We start from the raw sequence: 18,834 nt of genomic DNA on the forward strand, positions 1-18,834 counted from the left end.
GCTCTTACCGAAGTGAGCCGGACTTCACGACGGCAAGTGCCCGCACATCACGGCTCCTGCACAGCCGGACGGCGGCGAATCACCGCCAGTACCAACAGGATCGCACCCAGCACCGCGAGGATGACGGGCACGACCACACTCACCAGGGTGAGCTTCTTCGCGGAATCGGCGGCCTTGTCGGCCTGCGCCCGCTGCGAATCATCGGTGATATCGGCCTCGACCGAGAGCACCTGGGTCAGCGGCATGGTCTTGTCACCGGCGCGCACAGCGGCGGTGATGGTGCGCACGAGATGCTGATCGATGGTGACGCCGGTCCGCTGATCGGCGTAGGTCTCGACGGTGGTCTCGAACAGGTAGGTCAGCGGAATCGGATCGGGCAGTGCCGCCGAGGCCGCACCGAATTTCGCGGCGGTCTCCGCGGGCAGGGCGGCCAGCAGCGCGGCGGCTGTCGTCTTGGGCAATGTGGCGGGGAAACTCGCGAGGGTCTCCTTGTCCTTCACCTCACCCGTGGCGGCGGCGGTGTACACATTCACATCGCGGCCGTGCCGCGTGTCGGTGCGCGCGAACTTCACCGGCACCGCGGCCTGCAGGTTCGGGATCCACAGCGTGTAATGATCGTCCTGATCGGCCCCGATGGGGAAGCCGATGGCGATACCGGAGGCCGGTTCGACAGTCACCCCCTCGGGAGGCGCGGTGGCCTCCATGGTCTTTCGGTCCACCGCGAAGGTACGCGCGGTCGGCAGTTTGGTCTGCCCGGCGACCATGGTGCTGGTGTCCTTGACCACGGCGGTATTCCCGTGGTTTTCGAGCACGGTGACGGTGCGGTCGATGGTGATCGGCACCTCCTTGGCGAAGACCTTGTCGGCCTGACCCTGTTGCAGCGCTTGGGCATTGAGCAGGGTGTGCGCGGTACCGCTGTACTTGATCGCGATATCGGTGTCGGCGGGCAGCTTGCTGACCGCCGGGGTCACCGCGAAGCGCGCGACGGCGCCCAGCACGATCAGCACAATGCCGACCGCGAGCAGAATGACGGATGAGCGACGCATCGGATCCTCTCGGAACTCCGTCATCGGGAAGGCATACCCGATGTAACGGTGCGCACAGTCCACCAGCGCGCCCGGCCCGGACCACTGTGCCGGCGACCAGCGTTCCCGCCCCCTGATGTTCATCTCACACAGTGCTGCCGTACCCCGCGCACATCCGGGAACGGGCGCCGGTAATAGCATTCGCACATGAGTGTCGACCGTTCCGCCGCCGCTTCACCCCCGGCCCCACCCGGTGATCTGACCGGACTGGTCGGCAAACATCTGATCTACGCGTATGAGAACGGCTGGAAATACGAACTGTATGTTCGCGATTCGACGACGGTCGCCTTCCGCTGCCTGATCGGGCCGATGTTCGGGCGCTGGTCGACGCATCAGACGGCGAAGATCGTGCATTTGCAGAGCGATATGTACAAGCTGGCCTGGGTCGAACCGACCGGCACCAGCACCGTGGTTATCGCCTGGCTCAGTGAGCGCCGGGTGCACACGACCATCTGCTATCCGCAGTGGATGCTCGACTTTCCCGAGTACACGCTCGGGCGCTACGAGGATCACCTCGGCGAGATTCTCGCCGCCCGCGATGCCGGACCGACCTATCCGCTCACACTGGTCGCCTCCACCGGCGCGATCACCTTCCTGGAATCCCGGCCGCCGGACGACGACACCGTCATCGACCGGCCCCCGCGCAAGCTGTCGGTGGATTACGCCAATCGAGCGAATTGATCGGGCTCCCGCCATCTTTGGGGCAGATGTGTCCCAGGCGGGACATCGCTGTCACCCTAGGATGAGCGGGTGTCCGCAATGAAAGAGCAGATTCTGGCTGCCGCGACGCCCGTCCTGGCCCGGGATCGGGGGGCGTCCATGCAGGTGATCGCCCAGGCCGCCGGGGTCAGCCGGACCACACTGACGCGACTGTTCCCGACCCGCGAGACGTTGATGACGGCACTGTCCGAGCAGGTGTACGCGGCGGCGTCCGCGGCGCTCGATGCCGCCGAGTTGGGCGATACACCTTTCGAGACGGCGCTGACCGCTCTGACCACCAGGTTTCTGCCGCTCGCGCAATTCTGGGGCGTGCTGTCGGTGGAGCCGCATCTACTGCGCCAGCCCGAATACACCACTCGCGCAGACGATTTGATCCATCGGCTGGACGAATTCTTCGCGCGCGGCCAGCGCGCGGGAATACTGCGGGCCGAGCTGCCGCCGCGCTGGCTGTCCTTCACGCTGTTCGGCCTGTCCGAGACCGCCTGGTATCTGGTGCTGGACGAGCAGATGGGTGCACGCCAGGCCCCGGAATTCCTGGTGTCGATGATGCTGAGCGGCGCCGGCAAAACCCGCTGAACAGCGTCGAGTGACTCGAGTCATTGCCATTCTGGATACATGCACGCTACTTTTGGTACAAGATTGTCCCATTTGAGCTGAGTATGTACCGGAAGGAATTAGTCGTGTCGACAGTGCTGGTGATCGGGGCCGGAATGGCCGGACTCACCGCGGCCCGCGATCTGGCCCGAGCGGGCCATCAGGTCACCGTATTGGAGGCCCGCGACCGCGTGGGCGGACGACTCTGGACCGACCGCGGCTGGCCGGACGCACCGGTGGATCTGGGCGCGTCCTGGATTCACGGCATCGACGACAATCCACTCACCGAACTGCGCGATGAATTCGGGCTGCCCACGGTGGTGCTCAATCAGGACGTCATCACCGCGTACAGCGGCGGGCGGCGGCTGGACCCGGCCGCCCTGCGCGAGTTCGAATCCGAGCTGACGGCCGTCGAGACCGCGATGGAAGACCTTGCCGCACAACCGGAATTCGCGCAGCGCTCGATGGCGGCCGGTACCGAACTGGCACTGGGCCAGGTGCCACTGACCGGCGATGCGGCCGAGCGTATGCGGAACATCATGCGCATGTTCGCCCAGGACGACTCCGGTGCCGACGCCGAACAGGTCGCCCTGTGGGTCATGGACACCGATGAGATCCACAGCGGCGATCAGGAGGTGTTCCCCGGCGGCTACGATCAGCTCACCACCGGCCTCGCCGCCGGTCTCGACGTGCGACTGCGCCATGTCGTCGGCCATATCAGCTACTCCGGCAACGGAGTTCGGGTCGATACCGACCGTGGCGCGTTCCACGCCGATCGAGTCCTGGTCACCGTGCCGCTGGGTGTACTCAAGGCCGATGCGATCACCTTCGATCCGCCACTACCCGAGACCAAACAGCGTGCCGTCCGCACCCTGGGCATGGGCGTCTACAACAAGCTGTACCTGCGCTTCGACAACCAATTCTGGGATGACGCCGACTGGATCATGGAGTTCGGCCCGGACCGTACGGCGGCCACCGGCTGGTTCCCACTGCACAAGGTGAGCGGCCTGCCGGTGATCGTCGCCCTGCGCGGCGGTTCGGTGGCACGCCGCATCGAAGCCCTGGACGACGCGGCGACGATCGCCGAAGGTATGGCCTCGCTGCGCCGCATGTACGGCGACGACATCCCGGATCCCGTGGGCCACAAGATAACCCGCTGGTCCACCGATCCCTACGCCCGCGGCTCCTACTCCTACCCCGGCGTCGACGCCGTCCCGGCCGACCGCGACACCCTCGCCGCCCCGATCGCCGACCGAGTCTTCTTCGCCGGCGAGGCGACGCATGACACCGATGCCACCACCGTGCACGGCGCGTTGCTCTCGGGCCGGCGCGAGGCCGAACGGATCAACGCGCTCGGCTGAGGGCTCGACTGATACCGCTGGTCGGAATATGCGATGATTTCCGAGGGGCGCTCGTAACGGGCTTGGCTGAATCATTCGGAATTGTTGCCGGGTAACAATTTGCGGCAGAAATTTGTCGTGCCACCACAAGAGAGTTCTACTCGATCGCCATTATGATCGGAATTTTTGCCTTTTCTCGATTTGCCGAATCCAGCGATTCGTAATCCGGCGAATGTACGGTCGATTATTTGTTACATTTCACATGTGATGCAGACCACATCGTTATCGGACCGGAATCACTGCGGTTCGAATTGAGTTCATGCAATCCTGTTCGGGCCGGGAGATATTTCTCCGAGAAGGACATCAACCGGCCACGTGAAAGGGAAATCTTTTGCGTGCGAATTTAATTGCACCAATGAGGAGTTACTCATGTCCGGATCCGGCTCGGGTTCTACGCTACAAATTCTGCTTTCGATTCTGCAGGCGCTGTTGGGCGGCGGTAGCGGTAGCAGCGGCGGAGGTGGCGGCTCCAGCTAGTACCCGAACAGCGCAGCCCATCGAGTCGTGCGGGACTCGATGGGCTGCGAGCGGATCGGAAGTTATCCGTTATTACTTCATCGGGGCAGGCCCAGAATGCGCTGCGCGATGATATTCAGTTGGATTTCTATTGTGCCGCCACCGAATAGAATCGCGGGCAGGCCCAGCAGGTCGAAGGTATAGGGCTGCTCGGGGTGGCCGAGGGCGGCGCGGGGGCCGACGATGGACGTCAATGCCCGGGAAGCCTCACGCTGGGCAATGGCGTGCCAAACCTTGCGAATACTGTTGCCCGAGGTATTGGAATCGGCGGTGCCATTCAGGTGCGCGAGCGCATTGCGCAGATTCATTGCGGCTACCGAGTATTCCAGCGCGGTATTGCGGCCCAGCACTCGAATGGCGTCGTCACGGGTGCCCGCGTAATCAGCGGAGTCGAGCAGGCGGCGGGCCAGCGTGCTGGAGCCGTGACCGAAAGCGGTCGTGCCCATGCTGAGTCGCTCATTGCCGAGGGTGGTGACGGCAATGCGCCAGCCGTCGCCGGGGGCGGCCACGACCTGATCGTCGGGGACGAAGACCTCGTCCAGGAAGACCTCGTTGAATTCCCAGATGCCGGTGACCTGACGAAGCGGGCGCACATCGACGCCGGGGGTGTCCATGGCGATCAGGAAATAGGTCAGGCCCTTGTGTTTCGGCGCGGCCGGATCGGTGCGCGCCAGGCAGATGGCCCAATCCGCCTCCTGCGCTTGGGAGTTCCACACCTTCTGACCGGTGAGCAGCCAACCGCCGTCGACTTTGCGTGCGGCGGTGGACAATCCGGCCAGATCCGAACCCGCACCGGGTTCGGAGAAGAGCTGGCACCAGATGATGTCGCCGCGCAGGGTGCCGGCGACGAAGCGCTCCTGCTGTGCGGGACTGCCGTGTTCGATGATGGTCGGCAGCACCCAGCCGCCGATGCCGAGTGCGGGCTGTGCCAGTCCGCGCCGCTCGAATTCCTCGGCGATGACGGCCTGTTCGGCCGGTCCGGCCGCCAGGCCGTGCGGGCGCGGGTAGTGCGGCGCGACCAGTCCGGCCGCGGCCAGCCGGGACCGGCGCACCCCGCCGCGCGCGGGAGCCCAACCGGCGGAGGGGACTTCGTCGTCCGGCAGGGCCGCCACCGCATCGAGCACGGCACCCACGGTCACGCGCAGGTCGGACTGTGTCTCCGGGGTGATGAACGAGAAGTCGCGCTCGGCGGTGAGCGTCCGCTCCCCCAGTTCGCGTGCCCACTGATCCGGACTACCGTTGGCCGTGCTCAGGCTCAGGGCCCGGCGCCAGTACAGGTGCGCGTCATGCTCCCAGGTGAATCCGATTCCACCGAGCAGGGATATGCAGTCCAGTGCCTGTTCGGCCCCGGCGGGCAGCGCGGTCAGCGCGGCCTGTGCCGTTGCCAGGCGCTGCTGATCGGCGGTGTGCGTCTCGGCGCGGGCCGCATCCCAGGTGGCGGCGGTGGTCACCTCGGCACGCACTCGCATGAGCGCCGCTTTGTGTTGCACGGCTTGGAAACTGCCGATCGCCTGGCCGAATTGTTTTCGCACACCGATGTATTCGACCGCGGTGTCCACACTCCAGGTGCAGACGCCGGTCACCTCGGCCGCCGCCAGCGCGATGGTCCACAACTCCGCTGCCGCCGCGTCGACGCCTTCGAGGACGCGGTCGTTCGGCACCGGGTAGGCATCGAACTCGGCATGCCCGACCGATCGGGTCAGGTCCACGGCTTCGGCGGTCACCACCTGGAACGCGGCGTTCGCGTCGGCGGCGGACAGCCAGAACCACAGGCGCGCGGCGGGATTGCCCGCGATATCGGCACGAACCAGCACGCGCCGCGCACCCGGCAGACCGAGCGCCGGATCGGATTTGCCGGACACCGTCCAGCCCTCCGGCGTCCGGGACGCCAGCACACCGGATCCGGCGATCACGGCCCCGGTCATACCGGCGGCGAAGTCCACGAGCAGTTCGTCCGCACCGGATTTCGCGAGCGTGGCCAGTGCGCTCGCGGTCACGGTGGACAGGTACGGCCCGGGGAACAGCGCCGCGCTCAATTCCTCGACAACGACCGCGAGCGTTGCCAATCCGCATTCGTCGCCGCCGTACGCGGCGGGCAGGTGCAGCGCGTGCAAACCCTGATCACACAGTGCGGTCCACACTTCGGCGGGCAGCTTCCCGACCGCGTAGTTGTGCAGCTGCTCACGGGTCTGCGACAGCGGCGCGGTCTTACGGGCGAACGCGGCGACGGACTCCGCCAGCGCGCGCTGGTCGGCGTCTACGGCAAGGGACATTCGAACTACTCCTGAATCATGGATCGGCAAGCGCCGGAGGGGATCTCGTCGTCAGCGCAGGGCGGTGAGCTTGGTGGACAGCTCCCACAACTGCTGCGCGGTCTCCGGGTCGGTGGCATGCGGGGCGGCCCGGCTGACGGCGCAGTCGGACAGGTACGCGCCGCGCCGCCGTTCGAGTTCGGGTGCGACGGCCGCCCACACCGTGGTCGCCGCGCCCTGGTCGATCGCTTTCGGATTGGCCAGGCGGCCGGGCGTGCGCGAGGTGAGGGTGCGCATGTGTTTGAAGTCGTCGTGAGACATGTAGCGGGACAACCCGGTAATGATGATGCCCGGGTGCACGGCGTACGCGGCGACCGGCCTGCCCAGCATCCGGCGCTGCAACTCGACGGTCATCAGCACATTCGCCGCCTTCGACTGTCCGTACGCGATGAACTTGTCGTACGGGCGCTGGAAGAACTGCGGGTCCGCCAGGTCGACCGGGTAGGCGCGGTGCGCATCCGAGGAGAGCGTGATCACCCGGGTGGTGACGCCGGTCCGCTCACCGGTGGCGATCAGCACCGGCAGCAGCTCGGTGGTGAGCAGGAAATGCCCGAGATGGTTTGTGGCGAACTGCAATTCGAAGCCGTCCGGGGTCCGGGTGAGCGGCGGGTACATCACCCCGGCATTGTTGATCAGCAGATCGAGCCCCTCGGGCCGCAGCGCGAGCACACCCGCCGCGGTCCGCACGCTGTTGAGATCGGTCAGGTCCATGCCGATCACATCCAGATCGGCCTTGGGGTGCTGATCGCGAATACGCCGAGCCAGGTCGATCGCGGCATCGAAGTCGCGGGCGGCGAGTATGACGGTGGCGCCGGCGGATGCCAGGGCGCGAACCGTCTCCGCGCCGAGCCCACTGGTCGCACCGGTGACCAGGGCCGTGCGCCCCGTGAGGTCGATGGTGCGCAGCACCCCCTCGGTGGTTCGCGTGGCTCCGTCGAAGTCGGGGTGGATCATGATTCGGGAAGGTCCTTCCATTCTTCCGAGAGCCGCGTCGACCAGACCGGTGCCCGATGTTCCAGCATTGCGCGTACGCCTTCGGCCGCATCGGGACTGCCCATCACCCGCAGGTGCAGTTCGGTCTCGAGTTCGGCGACGCGGCTGGGCTGATATCCGCGAACCGCGGTGTCCCACAGCAGTCTTTTGCACAGCGCCGCCGACATGGGGGCGACATTGACCGCGATATCCCGGGCCTGTTCCAAGGCGGCCGGAAGTACCTCTTCGGCAGGCAGTGCCCGGCTGGCCAGGCCGAGCCGGCACGCCTCATTGCCGTCGAATTTCCGCCCGGAGAGCAGAATGTCCGCCGCCACCGCCATACCCGCGACCCGGCTGACCGTCCAGTGCGACATGGCATCGGGCAGGACGCCGAGCCGCACCTGCGGGATGGCGTAGCGGGCGTCCGCGGCGACGATCCGAATATCGGCCTGCATGGCCAGGGTCATGCCGATGCCGATGGCATGCCCGTTGACCGCGGCGATCACCGGTTTGCGCAATTCGAAGGGGGCGGGATTCACCGGTGAGGCGGAAAACGTGGTGCTCTCCGGCTTTTCGAAGGTATCCGCGCCGCCACCCAGATCGGCGCCGGCGCAGAACGCCGAGCCCGCACCGGTCAGCACGAGCACCCGCACCGAGTCGTCGGCGTCGAGTTCACGATATGCCTGCCCGAGGGCGCGGCCCATCGCACTGGTGAAGGCATTGCGGCGCTCGGGCCGGTTCAGGGTCAGAACCGCTACGCCGCTGTCGATTTCGATAGTCAGGTCACTCATGAGATGGCTTTCAGCGCGGTGATCAGATCGGTCACATGCTGGGCGGAGACGTCGTATCCGGGGAAGTAGCAGCAGATTCGGTCGGCATAGGCCCCGAAGCGGGCGACGATCGCGGCGGCACACTCCTCGGGCGTGCCGTGCACGGCGAGCGTCCGGAGCATCCCATCGTCGATGAGCTCCGCCATGGCGGCGACCTGGCCGGTTTTGGCGAGCGTATTCAGTTCCGGCTGCAGCTTTTCCCAGCCCTCCACCTCGAGCACCGGGCGGTAGGCCGGCGTCGAGCCGTAGAAGGCGAGCAGTCGCCGCGCCCCGTCGGCGGCGGCGTCCAGTTCGGCCGGTGTCCGGCCCATGGCCACCACGACCTGTGGATAGATCGCCAGGTCGGCGGGTTCGCGACCGGCGCGTTCCAGACCCTCGGCAATGGCGGGCCGGGTGCGCTCATAGAAGTGCCGGGCCGAGTTGAAGGGCATGACGAGGAGCCCATCGGCGACCTCGGCGGCCACCCGGGTCATGAGCGGTCCGAGTGCGCCGAGGCAGATCTCCGGCGGCCCATACGGATTCGGCCCGGGGTTGAAGGTGGGCGGCATGAGGGTGTGCCGGGTGAATTCGCCCTCGAAGCGCAGCGGTTCACCGGACTGCCAGGAGCCGAGGATGGCCTTCACCGCGGCGACGGATTCACGCATGCGCGCGGCGGGCCTGGACCATTCACCGCCGTAGCGCTTCTCGATGTGCGGGCGGGTCTGCGAGCCCAGCCCGAGCCGGAATCGGCCGCCGCTGAGCAGTTGCAGGTCGTAGGCCGCGTGCGCCAGATGCAGCGGACTGCGTGGCAACGCGATGGCTACATTCGTCATCAGGTCGGCCTGGACCGCGCCCGCCGCGATCGCCAGCGGCAGGAAGGCGTCGTGCGCACCTTCGAAGGTGAACAGCCCGTCCGTCCCGCAGGCCACCAATTCCGCTGCCCGAGCACTGGTTTCGCCGGGCTCGGCGTCCAGTTGGAGATCGACTTTCATTCGACCTCGGCGATCGGGTCACGGGATATGGAATCTCTACTCACAATTACATACTAGCATGTAACGTTATAGGGGTGTGTCCCAGGTCACGCCGTTACTATGCAACGAGACCCGGCTAACATCGGACGAACAAAGTGACAAGCGGAAGCGGCGTCCGCAAGTCCGAAGTATCCGCAGCATCGTAGGAAGGCGCCCTCAGCGCAGAGGGCTACACATGAGATCTATTCCAGCACGCCGCATTCGGCGTCTCCTGGCCGTCGCCGCGACCGCAGCACTGCTGCCGATGGGCACCGGCCTCGCTCAACCACCCATGGGCATCCCCGACGTCGTGCAGGAAGTGCACGGCATTGCCGATACCGCCGTCCCACGCGCGAACTGCCCGGACGGATCGCTCACCGAAACGGGAATCCAGGGCGATGTACCGGCCGCCGACCGCGACAGCGGACGAAGTACGCAGGGTTACAGCTGCAACATCACTCGACTCGGCCAGTTCACCGGGCGCGGCGGCGGTATCACCTCCACCAACTTCGAGCACTGCGTGTACCTGGGCAGCTTCTTCCCCGGTGACCTCATCGGAGCATCGAATGGCGTGCAGGTACTCGACGTCTCCGATCCGGCGAACCCGGTGCCCACCGCCACGCTCACCGAACCCGCCATGCTGGCCGGGACCTGGGAGAGCCTCAAGGTCAACCCGACTCGCAAACTGCTGGTCGGGGTCGGCGTTCCCGTGATGACGGGCTACGGCCTGATCTCGGTCTACGACATCTCCGACTGCGCACACCCGGTACTGCTCAATCCCGGCCCCGGCACCGACCTTTCGATGCCGGTTCCGCTCACCGGTCATGAGGGCGGGTTCTCCCCGGACGGCAATACCTACTGGTCCTCGGGCACCATTCCGGGCATTGTCAGCGCCATCGATCTCACCGATCCGGCTCAGCCGCATCTGATTTGGCAGGGCTGGCCGGGAAACTCCATGCACGGCATGGGTTTCAGCGATGACGGCAATCGCATGTACCTGACCAACAACGCGGGCGGGATGAGCGTGCTGGACATCAGCGCGGTACAGCGCCGCGATCCGGACCCGCAGGTACCGATCGTCTCCCAGTTGACCTGGTCGGACGGTATGGCCACCCAGCACGCCATACCCGTCAGCTACGGCGGCAAGCCCTACCTCTTCACCCCGGACGAGGCCGGATCCGGTGGCGTGAAGCTGCTCGACATCTCCGATGACAGTCATCCGAAGGTGGTGAACTCGATCAAGCTGGAGATCAATCTGGTCGAGAACCGCACCGCCGCGGTCGCTTCCGGTATGGGCGGGTCCATCTTCTCCTACGACTCGCACTACTGCTCGGCCGATCGCGAGGTCGATCCAACAGCCCTGGCGTGCGGCTGGATCGCCTCCGGCATCAGGGTTTTCGACGTGCGCGACCCCTTCCACGTGCGTGAGATCGCGTACTACAACCCGCCCGCGCGCACCGGGCACAATGCCGAGCTGTGGAACTCTCCGCATGCGCTGGCCTCGATCATCGGCTTGCCACTGCTCAGCCTGCCGTCGATCGGGCAGGCCCAGGCTCAGGGTGAGTTCGATCAGACCCAGGCCCTGGCACCGCGCGGCGACCAGGTCGCCTTCGGTGATCTGTCCTCGGACTGGTGCATGTCCGCACCGCAGTGGCGCGGGTCGCAACTGTGGACCTCGTGCGCCGACAACGGTTTCCTGACACTGGAATTGGCACCGGATGTCTACTCACCCCCCGCGAATCAGCGGTCGACCGTCGGTTCCTGAACAGAAGGTCCCCGGGTGCGCCGCGCGCCCACCCGGGGACTTCCTACACGGTGGCGCCAGTTCCACCGTGTTCAACCCGAATATTCGATCGGACTCAGACGAGTCGCTGATCGAATACCCGGGAGCTTTGGTCGGTGGCCGGATCAACGGTCACCACACGCAGATTCACGCTGCTCGGGGTCAGATCCAGCACCATGAAACCGAGCTTGTCGAAGCTCTCGAACAGCGCCGGATAACGCGTGCCGCCGCTGCTACCCACCATCGACTGCGACTTCCCGGTCTGCGAGGACGCGCCGGAGATGAGCTGCCGGGTGCCCTTGGATTCGGTGGTCGGCTCGAAGACCTGGAGAGTGTGGTCATGGCCCGACAGGATGAAATTGGCCTTGCCGACCACATGGTCCTCGAAGAACGTCTTGGCGTGCATCCCGTTCATCGGCGCGGGCAAACCGTCGTAATGGCCTGCGGCGCCGTGTGATCCGTTGTTCAGGTAGGGGTGGTGGGTGCAGACGATCTTCCACTTGGCGGGCGACTCGGCCAGTGCCTTGTCCAGCCAGGCGCGCTGATCGTTCATGAACTGGCCGTCCACGGCCCAGTACGGATCCAGGATCTGCGGAATGTAGCTCGCGAGCGGATTCAGATCGAGGATGAAGAACTCCACCACCGGGTTCTGCTGCGGCACCCGCAGTGAGTAGTAGCGGCTCGGCATCCACCAGCGCGCCGAGTTGGCGTGGTACGCGACCTCGTAATTGCCGCGCGCGAGCCAGCCACCGTCACCGGGCAGGATCGAACTGTTGTCATGGTTGCCGAGCACCATGGCCCACGGAAAGTCCAGTCCCGCATTGGGAGTCTCGAACTTGGTGTTGAACTGATCGTCGTGCTCACCCGACGGGCCACTGTAGTAGAGATTGTCGCCGAGTCCGACCGCCATCGAAAACGGTTCGCGCGCATGGTACGCACGGGCCGCGTCGGCGACGGCGAACTGGGTCAGGGTGCCGGTGCCGGCATCGCCGGTCACCAGTACCCGGACCTGATCGGAGTTCGGCAGGTCGAATTTGGTGACACCGGCGGCGACCGGAACCGCCTGTGCCGGAGTGAGACCCAGCAGGCCGATGCCCGCCAGCGCACCGGCGGCGCCGGCCGCTCCGGCCAGCAGTTCGCGGCGGCCCAGGACCGGGCCGCTCGGCGGGGAGATGTCTGGTTGCTGCATGTCGCTCACCGGATTCCGTTCTGTGGAGCTCGGGTTATGTTCTGGAGGAAGCGTTTTCGATGATCAGACGGCACACATGGTCTGCATGACACCCTTGACGATCGGGACGCCGTAATCGGTGGGTGCGAAGGCCAGCTTCTGCATCACCTTGGCGACGTCACCCGCGGGGCCGGTCGCACCGCCACCGGCGCCGACCAGCAGGCTCGCGGTATCCAGCACCAGGGTGGAGAGATCGAGCGCGTTCTCGACGCGGACCTCGGCCAGTGGGGCGGTCTCGAATACCCGGCCCTGAGCGATATCGAAGCCGAGGTTGGCCAGGAAGGTCACCGGACCCAGGTGCAGCGCGTCGACCAGCGGGCCGAGCTCCTCACTGCGCCGCATGAGCAGCGACCGGGCGACCCGGTTCTCGGCCAGGAAGGTCTGCAGGCTGTCCGCAGAGGCGTTCATCGACGCCCGATCCAGTTGCAGGTCAACGGTATTGAGGTAGGCACGGGTGCGCTCGACCAGGTCGGTCACGGTCAGTTCGGCGACCGGGGTGCAGACGCCGTCGGCACGGACCAGCGTATTGGCCAGCGCCACAATCGCCTCGGGCAGCTGCACCGGTTCGAACGCGACCGCGGACTCGTCCACCACCAGCGCCGGATAATCGTTCGGCACGGCGCAATTCGCCGCCAGGCTGCTCCTGATCTTGTGCGCCAGCGACTTCACACCGCTGAACAGCGCGCTCACGATCGGCTTCAGGAACATGCCGACGGTGGGCACCATGCTCGCGATCAGCTTGGCCGGGATCTTCACAATGCCGGTGGCCAGGATGAACACCTCGACGGCATCGACGACGGTCAGCCGCGAGACCGACATGGTCTGATCGATCCGGCCGGTGCGGACCGCGTCCAGTCCGTTGACCAGATAGCTGACGATCGGATCGTCGAGGAAGGCGGCGCGCTCACCGAGCGTTGCCGAATCCACCGGCAGTCCGTCACGGTGCACCCGGGTGTTGACCAGGGTGGCGCGGAAATCGGCGACCTGACGATCGAATCCGGCCGCCTGCTCGGCCGGGACCGACCCGCGCAGGGCGGTCGCGGCGGCGGTCACCACATTGTCGAAAGTCATTGCGCCACCGGCACATACGGTCGACTGATCACTGATCTCGGTGGCCGCCAAGGTATCCGCCTCGTCAGCGTGCGCCAGCGTCGGAGTCAGGACGGTTCCGGCCAGTACGGCCGTCAGGGTGAGCGCACCGGCAAAGGGCGCGAGGGTGCGGGGGATTCGCATGCGAGAGGTCTCCGGATCAATTTGGACGCTCGTTCAGATCGGCGAACCCCAATTAACATTATCTAAGCTTCCCTTTGGTTGATCCGGAGTGAACAGTAGACCAACTAGGTAACGCCGGTTAACTTCATGACGATCGCGCGATACCACACGATGGACCACGCCTGGCAGCGTAGGGAATCCGGCGGACATCGTCTTGTCCCGCCGGAACAGCGTTCGCAATGCCGACTGTGCTCATGTCACAGCACCGAATCCCGCTACGCCACAGCGCTAGTCACGATCACGCGTCGCTGGAAGCGACCGTCGGCACCGTGCTGGAAGCGACCGTCGGCACCGTGCTGGAAGCGACCATCGGCGCGGTCATCGACCACGCTTGCGCCATCCGCACGCCGTGCCGTTCGAATCCGGTGAATACACTGCGCGCCACCGCGACTCCGCCGACGATGAGCCGATCGAGACGGCTCAGATCCCAGCGGCGCGGCACCCCGTTCAATGCGGCGAGCACGGCCAGCCAGGCATCCAGATCACCCACCGTGACCGTAACGCTTTCGCCGGCAATAAGATTCAGCATGCCGACCGGATCCCGCCGCAGCCCCGGCAGGATCAGCCGCGCGCCGATCAGTGCGGCGGCATAGGGCAGCCCCAATGCCTCGACACGGAACAGCGGCAGCACCGGCAGCAGGGTGTCGCGCGCGGAGACACCCAGTTCGTCGGGGAGCGCGACAGCCAGCGCGCGCAGCACCAGCGCACGGTGCGAATGCACCGTGCGGACCGGCTCGGGCGCCCCATCGGAGGTGTAATACATTGCGGCGGGCTGTTTTTCGTCGATCCTGGGCCATTCAATCGGTGCCGCGGCACCGATCAGCGCCTGATAGTCGAGCATCTCCGGCGGGATCGGCCAGTCATTGCCGACGACGATCACCTGCTCGAAGGTGTGGCGATGCGCGAAGGCCGCGAGCACCCCCAGCAGCGAATCGTCGACGACGATGATCCGAGCCCGCGCGTCGGCGACCATGCGCACGAGCTCCTCGGTGGGCCGCCGCGGATCGAGGGCGAGCAGCACCGCCCCCATGGCGGGGACGGCGAAATGCAGTTCGAGGTGCTCGGCCTGATTCCAGAGCAGGGTGGCGACCGCATCGCGGTCGGCAATGCCCAGCCCGGCCAGCGCGCCGGCCAACCGGCGGGACCGAATAGCACACTCCCCCAATGTGGTTCGGTCCACCGTGCCGTTCGGCCGGCGCGTGACGACCTCCCGGTTCGCATGACTGTGCTCGGCTCGTTCGACCACGGCGGTGAGTGTCAGCTGGCTCTCGTCCGCCCTCGGCGCATGGATCATCGCAACTCCTGAATCGGCGAGGCGGCGACAACCGGTGCGGCACGTCATCGAGGCGCACGAAAGCGGTTGAACCGCTACGGATTTGCCAAAGTCCGGCCGGGAGGGGCGCGGCGTGCCCCTCCCGGCCGGATGGGTGGCCGATCGGACACCGCACGTCACCTTAGGTGTAACCGGACATTCACTACTTGTCGCCGGACGACAGCATTCGGCCGCGCCGCTGTGCTCACATCACAACTCCGGCGCGGGCAGGGCGCTCAGACCGGGCATCGCGGGCAGAATCGCCAGTGCCACCTGTAGCTCGAGAATGTCGGTGTCGGCAGTGCGGCCCAGGATCGCCTCCGCCTGCTGCACGCGGTAACTGACCGTATTCGGATGCACCATCAACCGGTCCGCGGCTCGTCGGCGGCTGCGATTCTCCTCGAGATAGACCGCCAGGGTCATCGCCAGCCGGAAGGTGCTCTCATCGGGTGCGGCCAGCGGACCCAGCACCCGGGTGACGAAGTCGCGCGCGTGCACCCGGTCCGCGGTGCAGAGCGCGGCGACCGCGATATCCCGATAGCGGGTCGCGGTGTCGGCGCGCGCCCCGATCAGCGCGGCAACCCGTCGTGCGTGCTCGGCCTCGATATGCCCGCGCCGGAATCCACCCAGGCCATGCCCGGGCACGCCGAGCGCCACCCGGACCGACGCTGCCCCGTTCGCGCCGAGATCCGGCCGCCCGCCCGTTAATCCGGACCGCACGACCACGCCCGCCGGCGACCCGCTGTGGTCCAGGCACGCGAGCGACTCCGCCGCGAACGGCTCACGGCTGCTGACCCATCCGGCCAGCACCAGCGCACCCGGATGATGCGTGAGTGTGCTCTCGGCCCCGACCCGCCGGGCGATTTCGGCGAACGCACCGCCGAGCAGGGACTGCGCGTCACCGCCCTCGGGCGCACGCTCGAGCCAGACGCTGACCGCCAGATGATGACGATTCACCTCGTACCGCAGCCGCGTCGAAGCCTGTGCCGCATCACGTTCCCGCTCGGCGAGAATATCGGCGATGGCCGCCGACTGCTCCGCGGCCGCGCTGCGCATCCAGCCCTCGCGCTCCACCTCGTAGGCGCGCTCGGCCCGGATCATCGCCCCGTCGGTGTAGGCGAACAGCCAACCGGTCGCCAAATCCACGGCCATGGACAGCTCGGTGGCATCGTGGGCCGCGGTGGTGATACCCGCGAACATCCACTGCCACACCCGTTCCTGTGCCATCCGGTACAGCCGCATGATCTCCGAGAGCGGTACCTGCCGGCGCACCCGGGAGCGGATCAGCGAGAGGCCGGATTCGGGGAGCGCGAATCTCCGTGGGTCGCTGGCATGTTCGAGCGTGTCCGCCAGCTGCAGGATATGGGCCAGAATGCTGCCGCGGCTCTCCTCCGCGGCCTGCGCATCGGGGAACAGGCCGGGCAGTTCGGTCAGCATCCGATCCACCGCACGGTCGGTCAGGGTGGATGCGCTCGCACGCAGCTCACGTGCGATCGGTCGCAGTATCTCCTGCCAAACCCGCTGTGCCGCAACGGGAATGACCGGCGTCCAGGCGATCGCATCCACTTCTACACCCCCTGTTGGTGTGGCCGGTTCAAGCGCAGGTGCCGGGTACGAGCGAGATACCGCAGAAAAGGTCCGCGACCCAGCGCAATTGATCATCGGCGGACTGCTCGTCGAAACGCTCGGCCCGGATCGAGGCTCGGATTCTCATCTCGACTACACCCTTCGGATATACAACAAGCGTTTCACAACAGACGTTATATTTCCAGTCCGACTTGGTCAATGGTCCATTGATATGATCGTCGCGATTACCTGAGCAGAGCGTTGTACAACATCGGTTGTATATTGAAGTCCCGAACTGCCGAACCACCGAGAAGGACCGATGCCACGCGCGGTCGACCATGTGCAACGCAAGCGCGACATCGTCGACGCGGTCTGGCGGGTGGCCGCCGACGACGGACCGCACGCGGTCACCTTCCGGCGCATCGCCAAGGAGCTCGGCGGCTCGACCACCATTGTCACCGAAGCCTTTTCGACCCGCGCCGAACTGCTCGACTACGCCGTCACCACCAAGATCGCCGACTGGCAGCGGATATTCTACGAATCCGTCGCGGTCGAATCCGATCCCGTCGTCACCCTGCGCGCCACGCTGGTGGAGAGCTGCCCCGTCGACGAGGCCGCACTGCGCGAGTCGCGCGCCTGGCTGGTGGCGCTGCCGCTCTCCACCGCCGTCGTCGGGCAGCGGATGAGCGAAATCTCGGCCGCGTACACCCGGTGGCTGAGCGGACAGTTGGTCACCCTGCTCGAACGGACCGGCACGCCCACCGAGGTGGTGGATCAATTGCTGGTCACGGTCTACGGCATTACCGTTGCCGCCGTGGAGGATCCGACCGCCTGGCCCCGAGAGCGCATCGAAGCGCTGATCGACCGCACCCTGGCCTCGATCGGCATCACGGTGGGCTGACAGCACCGGCGGTCGCGACATTCAGACCCGGTGTGGCGGCTTCCCCTGCGCCGCCATCACATACAGTGCCCCGGAGAGACCGGTGACGAACGGCTCCGGATCACCGCCACGTGCCAGTGCGTGGAATGTCGTTGTGCCGGAAAGGATTTCGAACAGCAGATCGGTATCGACGCCCCGCGGTATGCGACCGTCGTCCATCGCACCGTCGAGTAGTTCGGCGAAAGCCTTGCGCACCGGCGCCCCAATGGCCAGCAGCCTGCGGCGCGCCTGATCGGATTGCGAATCCGCGAGCAGGCCGGGCACACCGGCACGGGCGGCGGGACTGTCGGCGCGGGCCAGGAAGATTCGCACCCAGGTCGCCAGATCGGCGCGTAGATCACCGGTCGGTTCGGGTGCGGGGTACCCGCCCGGACCGTGAATCGCCTCCTCCAGCAACGCCTGCCGGGTCGGCCAGCGGCGATAGATGGCGGGGGTGTTCACGCCTGCGCGCTTGGCGATCGCCACCACGGTGGCCGCCGGGTATCCGACCTCGGCGAGCAGGTGCCGCGCGGCGATGAGGACGGCCAGGTCCTTATCGGTGTCACGAGGCCGGCCGGGACGCGGGGAGGTATCCGGATTCACCATTACATAGTAGCTTGTTACGTTATTTCACCCAGGCAAAGGGCGGTACATGAGATCACTTCCGACGCGACGCCAATGGATCGGCGGCGCGGCGCTCAGCTCGCTCGCACTGCTGCTGGTGGTCTTGGGAGCGGCCGCCCGCCCCCTGTTCATTTCCGAAACAGCCGCTCCGGCAACGGTTCTGAATGAGACCGAAACCGGGTTCGTGCAGGATATGCTCGCCCACCATCAACAGGCGCTGATCATGGTGCAGCGCTTGAATCCCGATACCGATCCGACCGTGCGCAGGCTCGCCCAGCAGATCGGCGACAGTCAGCGGGTCGAGGTCGGCACGCTGATGGGCTGGCTCCGGCTGGCCCACGCCACGAACACCAATCCACAGCCGATGTCGTGGATGCACAATGGGGGCGAATCCGCGATGACCGGGCACGAGCATCACCCGGCGACCACTACATCCGGCACCACGACCCAGTCGACCACCATGCCCGGTATGGCGACCAAGGCCGAGCTCGACGCCCTCTCCGCCGCCACCGGCCGCGACGCGGAAACCCTTTTCCTGCAACTGATGCAGCGCCATCACTACGGCGGCGTCGCCATGGCGCAGGCCGCCGACGCCTTGCTCACCAGCGGTCCGGTCAAATCCACCGCCCGCGATATGGCCACCACCCAGGGCCAGGAAATCGGATACATCGGAATGCTGCTCGCCCAGCGCGGTTGACCCGGCGGGCCATAC

General features: G+C 66.3%; 16 protein-coding genes. 6 read left to right on the top strand and 10 right to left on the bottom strand.

What is annotated here, in order from left to right:
• Nucleotides 1-47: 47 nt before the first annotated feature.
• A complete protein-coding gene (locus GFY24_RS25455; protein ID WP_194853022.1) occupies nt 48-1,046 on the bottom strand; it encodes a porin PorA family protein in 999 nt (332 codons plus the stop codon).
• Nucleotides 1,047-1,232: 186 nt separating this feature from the next.
• Here GFY24_RS25455 and GFY24_RS25460 point away from each other — a divergent pair, with 186 nt between their 5' ends.
• The 3 genes from GFY24_RS25460 to GFY24_RS25470 all read left to right on the top strand — a co-directional run bounded on the left by GFY24_RS25460 (nt 1,233) and on the right by GFY24_RS25470 (nt 3,760).
• Nucleotides 1,233-1,766, top strand: coding sequence for a phenolic acid decarboxylase (locus tag GFY24_RS25460; protein WP_153807629.1), 534 nt, complete (start codon nt 1,233-1,235; stop codon nt 1,764-1,766).
• 69 nt (nt 1,767-1,835) lie between these two features.
• Complete coding sequence (locus tag GFY24_RS25465; protein WP_153807630.1) at nt 1,836-2,381, top strand: TetR/AcrR family transcriptional regulator; 546 nt, start codon at nt 1,836-1,838, stop codon at nt 2,379-2,381.
• Nucleotides 2,382-2,485: 104 nt separating this feature from the next.
• Nucleotides 2,486-3,760, top strand: coding sequence for an FAD-dependent oxidoreductase (locus GFY24_RS25470; protein ID WP_194853023.1), 1,275 nt, complete (start codon nt 2,486-2,488; stop codon nt 3,758-3,760).
• A 593-nt stretch (nt 3,761-4,353) separates the two neighbouring features.
• Here the strand turns inward: GFY24_RS25470 and GFY24_RS25475 are convergent.
• From GFY24_RS25475 to GFY24_RS25490, 4 genes are read right to left on the bottom strand one after another with little or no spacing between them, the layout of a single operon-like run.
• A complete protein-coding gene (locus GFY24_RS25475) occupies nt 4,354-6,588 on the bottom strand; it encodes an acyl-CoA dehydrogenase (protein ID WP_153807632.1) in 2,235 nt (744 codons plus the stop codon).
• 51 nt (nt 6,589-6,639) lie between these two features.
• The gene (locus GFY24_RS25480) at nt 6,640-7,581 is read right to left on the bottom strand and encodes an SDR family oxidoreductase (protein ID WP_153807633.1); all 942 of its coding nucleotides are present in this window, start codon (nt 7,579-7,581) and stop codon (nt 6,640-6,642) included.
• A complete protein-coding gene (locus tag GFY24_RS25485) occupies nt 7,578-8,390 on the bottom strand; it encodes an enoyl-CoA hydratase/isomerase family protein (protein WP_153807634.1) in 813 nt (270 codons plus the stop codon). Before GFY24_RS25485 ends, GFY24_RS25480 begins: the two co-directional genes overlap by 4 nt.
• Complete coding sequence (locus GFY24_RS25490; RefSeq protein ID WP_153807635.1) at nt 8,387-9,400, bottom strand: TIGR03617 family F420-dependent LLM class oxidoreductase; 1,014 nt, start codon at nt 9,398-9,400, stop codon at nt 8,387-8,389. The genes GFY24_RS25485 and GFY24_RS25490 overlap by 4 nt, the downstream gene beginning before the upstream one ends.
• A gap of 214 nt (nt 9,401-9,614) precedes the next feature.
• Here GFY24_RS25490 and GFY24_RS25495 point away from each other — a divergent pair, with 214 nt between their 5' ends.
• Nucleotides 9,615-11,183 carry a hypothetical protein gene (locus tag GFY24_RS25495; RefSeq protein ID WP_153807636.1) on the top strand — a complete coding sequence of 523 codons (1,569 nt, stop codon included), beginning with the start codon at nt 9,615-9,617 and terminating at the stop codon, nt 11,181-11,183.
• A gap of 94 nt (nt 11,184-11,277) precedes the next feature.
• Here the strand turns inward: GFY24_RS25495 and GFY24_RS25500 are convergent, their stop codons facing one another.
• The 4 genes from GFY24_RS25500 to GFY24_RS25515 form a co-directional block, all read right to left on the bottom strand.
• Nucleotides 11,278-12,390 (bottom strand): metallophosphoesterase, encoded by a 1,113-nt coding sequence (locus GFY24_RS25500; RefSeq protein ID WP_153807637.1) that lies wholly within the window; start codon nt 12,388-12,390, stop codon nt 11,278-11,280.
• Between the two features lie 63 nt (nt 12,391-12,453).
• Nucleotides 12,454-13,662 carry a hypothetical protein gene (locus tag GFY24_RS25505; protein WP_153807638.1) on the bottom strand — a complete coding sequence of 403 codons (1,209 nt, stop codon included), beginning with the start codon at nt 13,660-13,662 and terminating at the stop codon, nt 12,454-12,456.
• Nucleotides 13,663-13,939: 277 nt separating this feature from the next.
• Complete coding sequence (locus tag GFY24_RS25510; protein WP_194853024.1) at nt 13,940-14,995, bottom strand: AMP-binding protein; 1,056 nt, start codon at nt 14,993-14,995, stop codon at nt 13,940-13,942.
• A 228-nt stretch (nt 14,996-15,223) separates the two neighbouring features.
• Complete coding sequence (locus GFY24_RS25515; protein ID WP_309231317.1) at nt 15,224-16,579, bottom strand: helix-turn-helix domain-containing protein; 1,356 nt, start codon at nt 16,577-16,579, stop codon at nt 15,224-15,226.
• A gap of 319 nt (nt 16,580-16,898) precedes the next feature.
• Here GFY24_RS25515 and GFY24_RS25520 point away from each other — a divergent pair, with 319 nt between their 5' ends.
• The gene (locus tag GFY24_RS25520; protein WP_153807641.1) at nt 16,899-17,480 is read left to right on the top strand and encodes a TetR/AcrR family transcriptional regulator; all 582 of its coding nucleotides are present in this window, start codon (nt 16,899-16,901) and stop codon (nt 17,478-17,480) included.
• Nucleotides 17,481-17,501: 21 nt separating this feature from the next.
• On the opposite strand, the gene GFY24_RS25525 is transcribed toward GFY24_RS25520, so the two are convergent.
• Nucleotides 17,502-18,104 carry a TetR/AcrR family transcriptional regulator gene (locus GFY24_RS25525; RefSeq protein ID WP_153807642.1) on the bottom strand — a complete coding sequence of 201 codons (603 nt, stop codon included), beginning with the start codon at nt 18,102-18,104 and terminating at the stop codon, nt 17,502-17,504.
• A gap of 46 nt (nt 18,105-18,150) precedes the next feature.
• Between GFY24_RS25525 and GFY24_RS25530 the strand changes: the two genes are divergently transcribed.
• The gene (locus tag GFY24_RS25530; protein WP_153807643.1) at nt 18,151-18,819 is read left to right on the top strand and encodes a DUF305 domain-containing protein; all 669 of its coding nucleotides are present in this window, start codon (nt 18,151-18,153) and stop codon (nt 18,817-18,819) included.
• The last annotated feature ends 15 nt before the right edge of the window (nt 18,820-18,834 follow it).

The organism is Nocardia sp. SYP-A9097, assembly GCF_009649815.1.
GTDB lineage: Bacteria > Actinomycetota > Actinomycetes > Mycobacteriales > Mycobacteriaceae > Nocardia.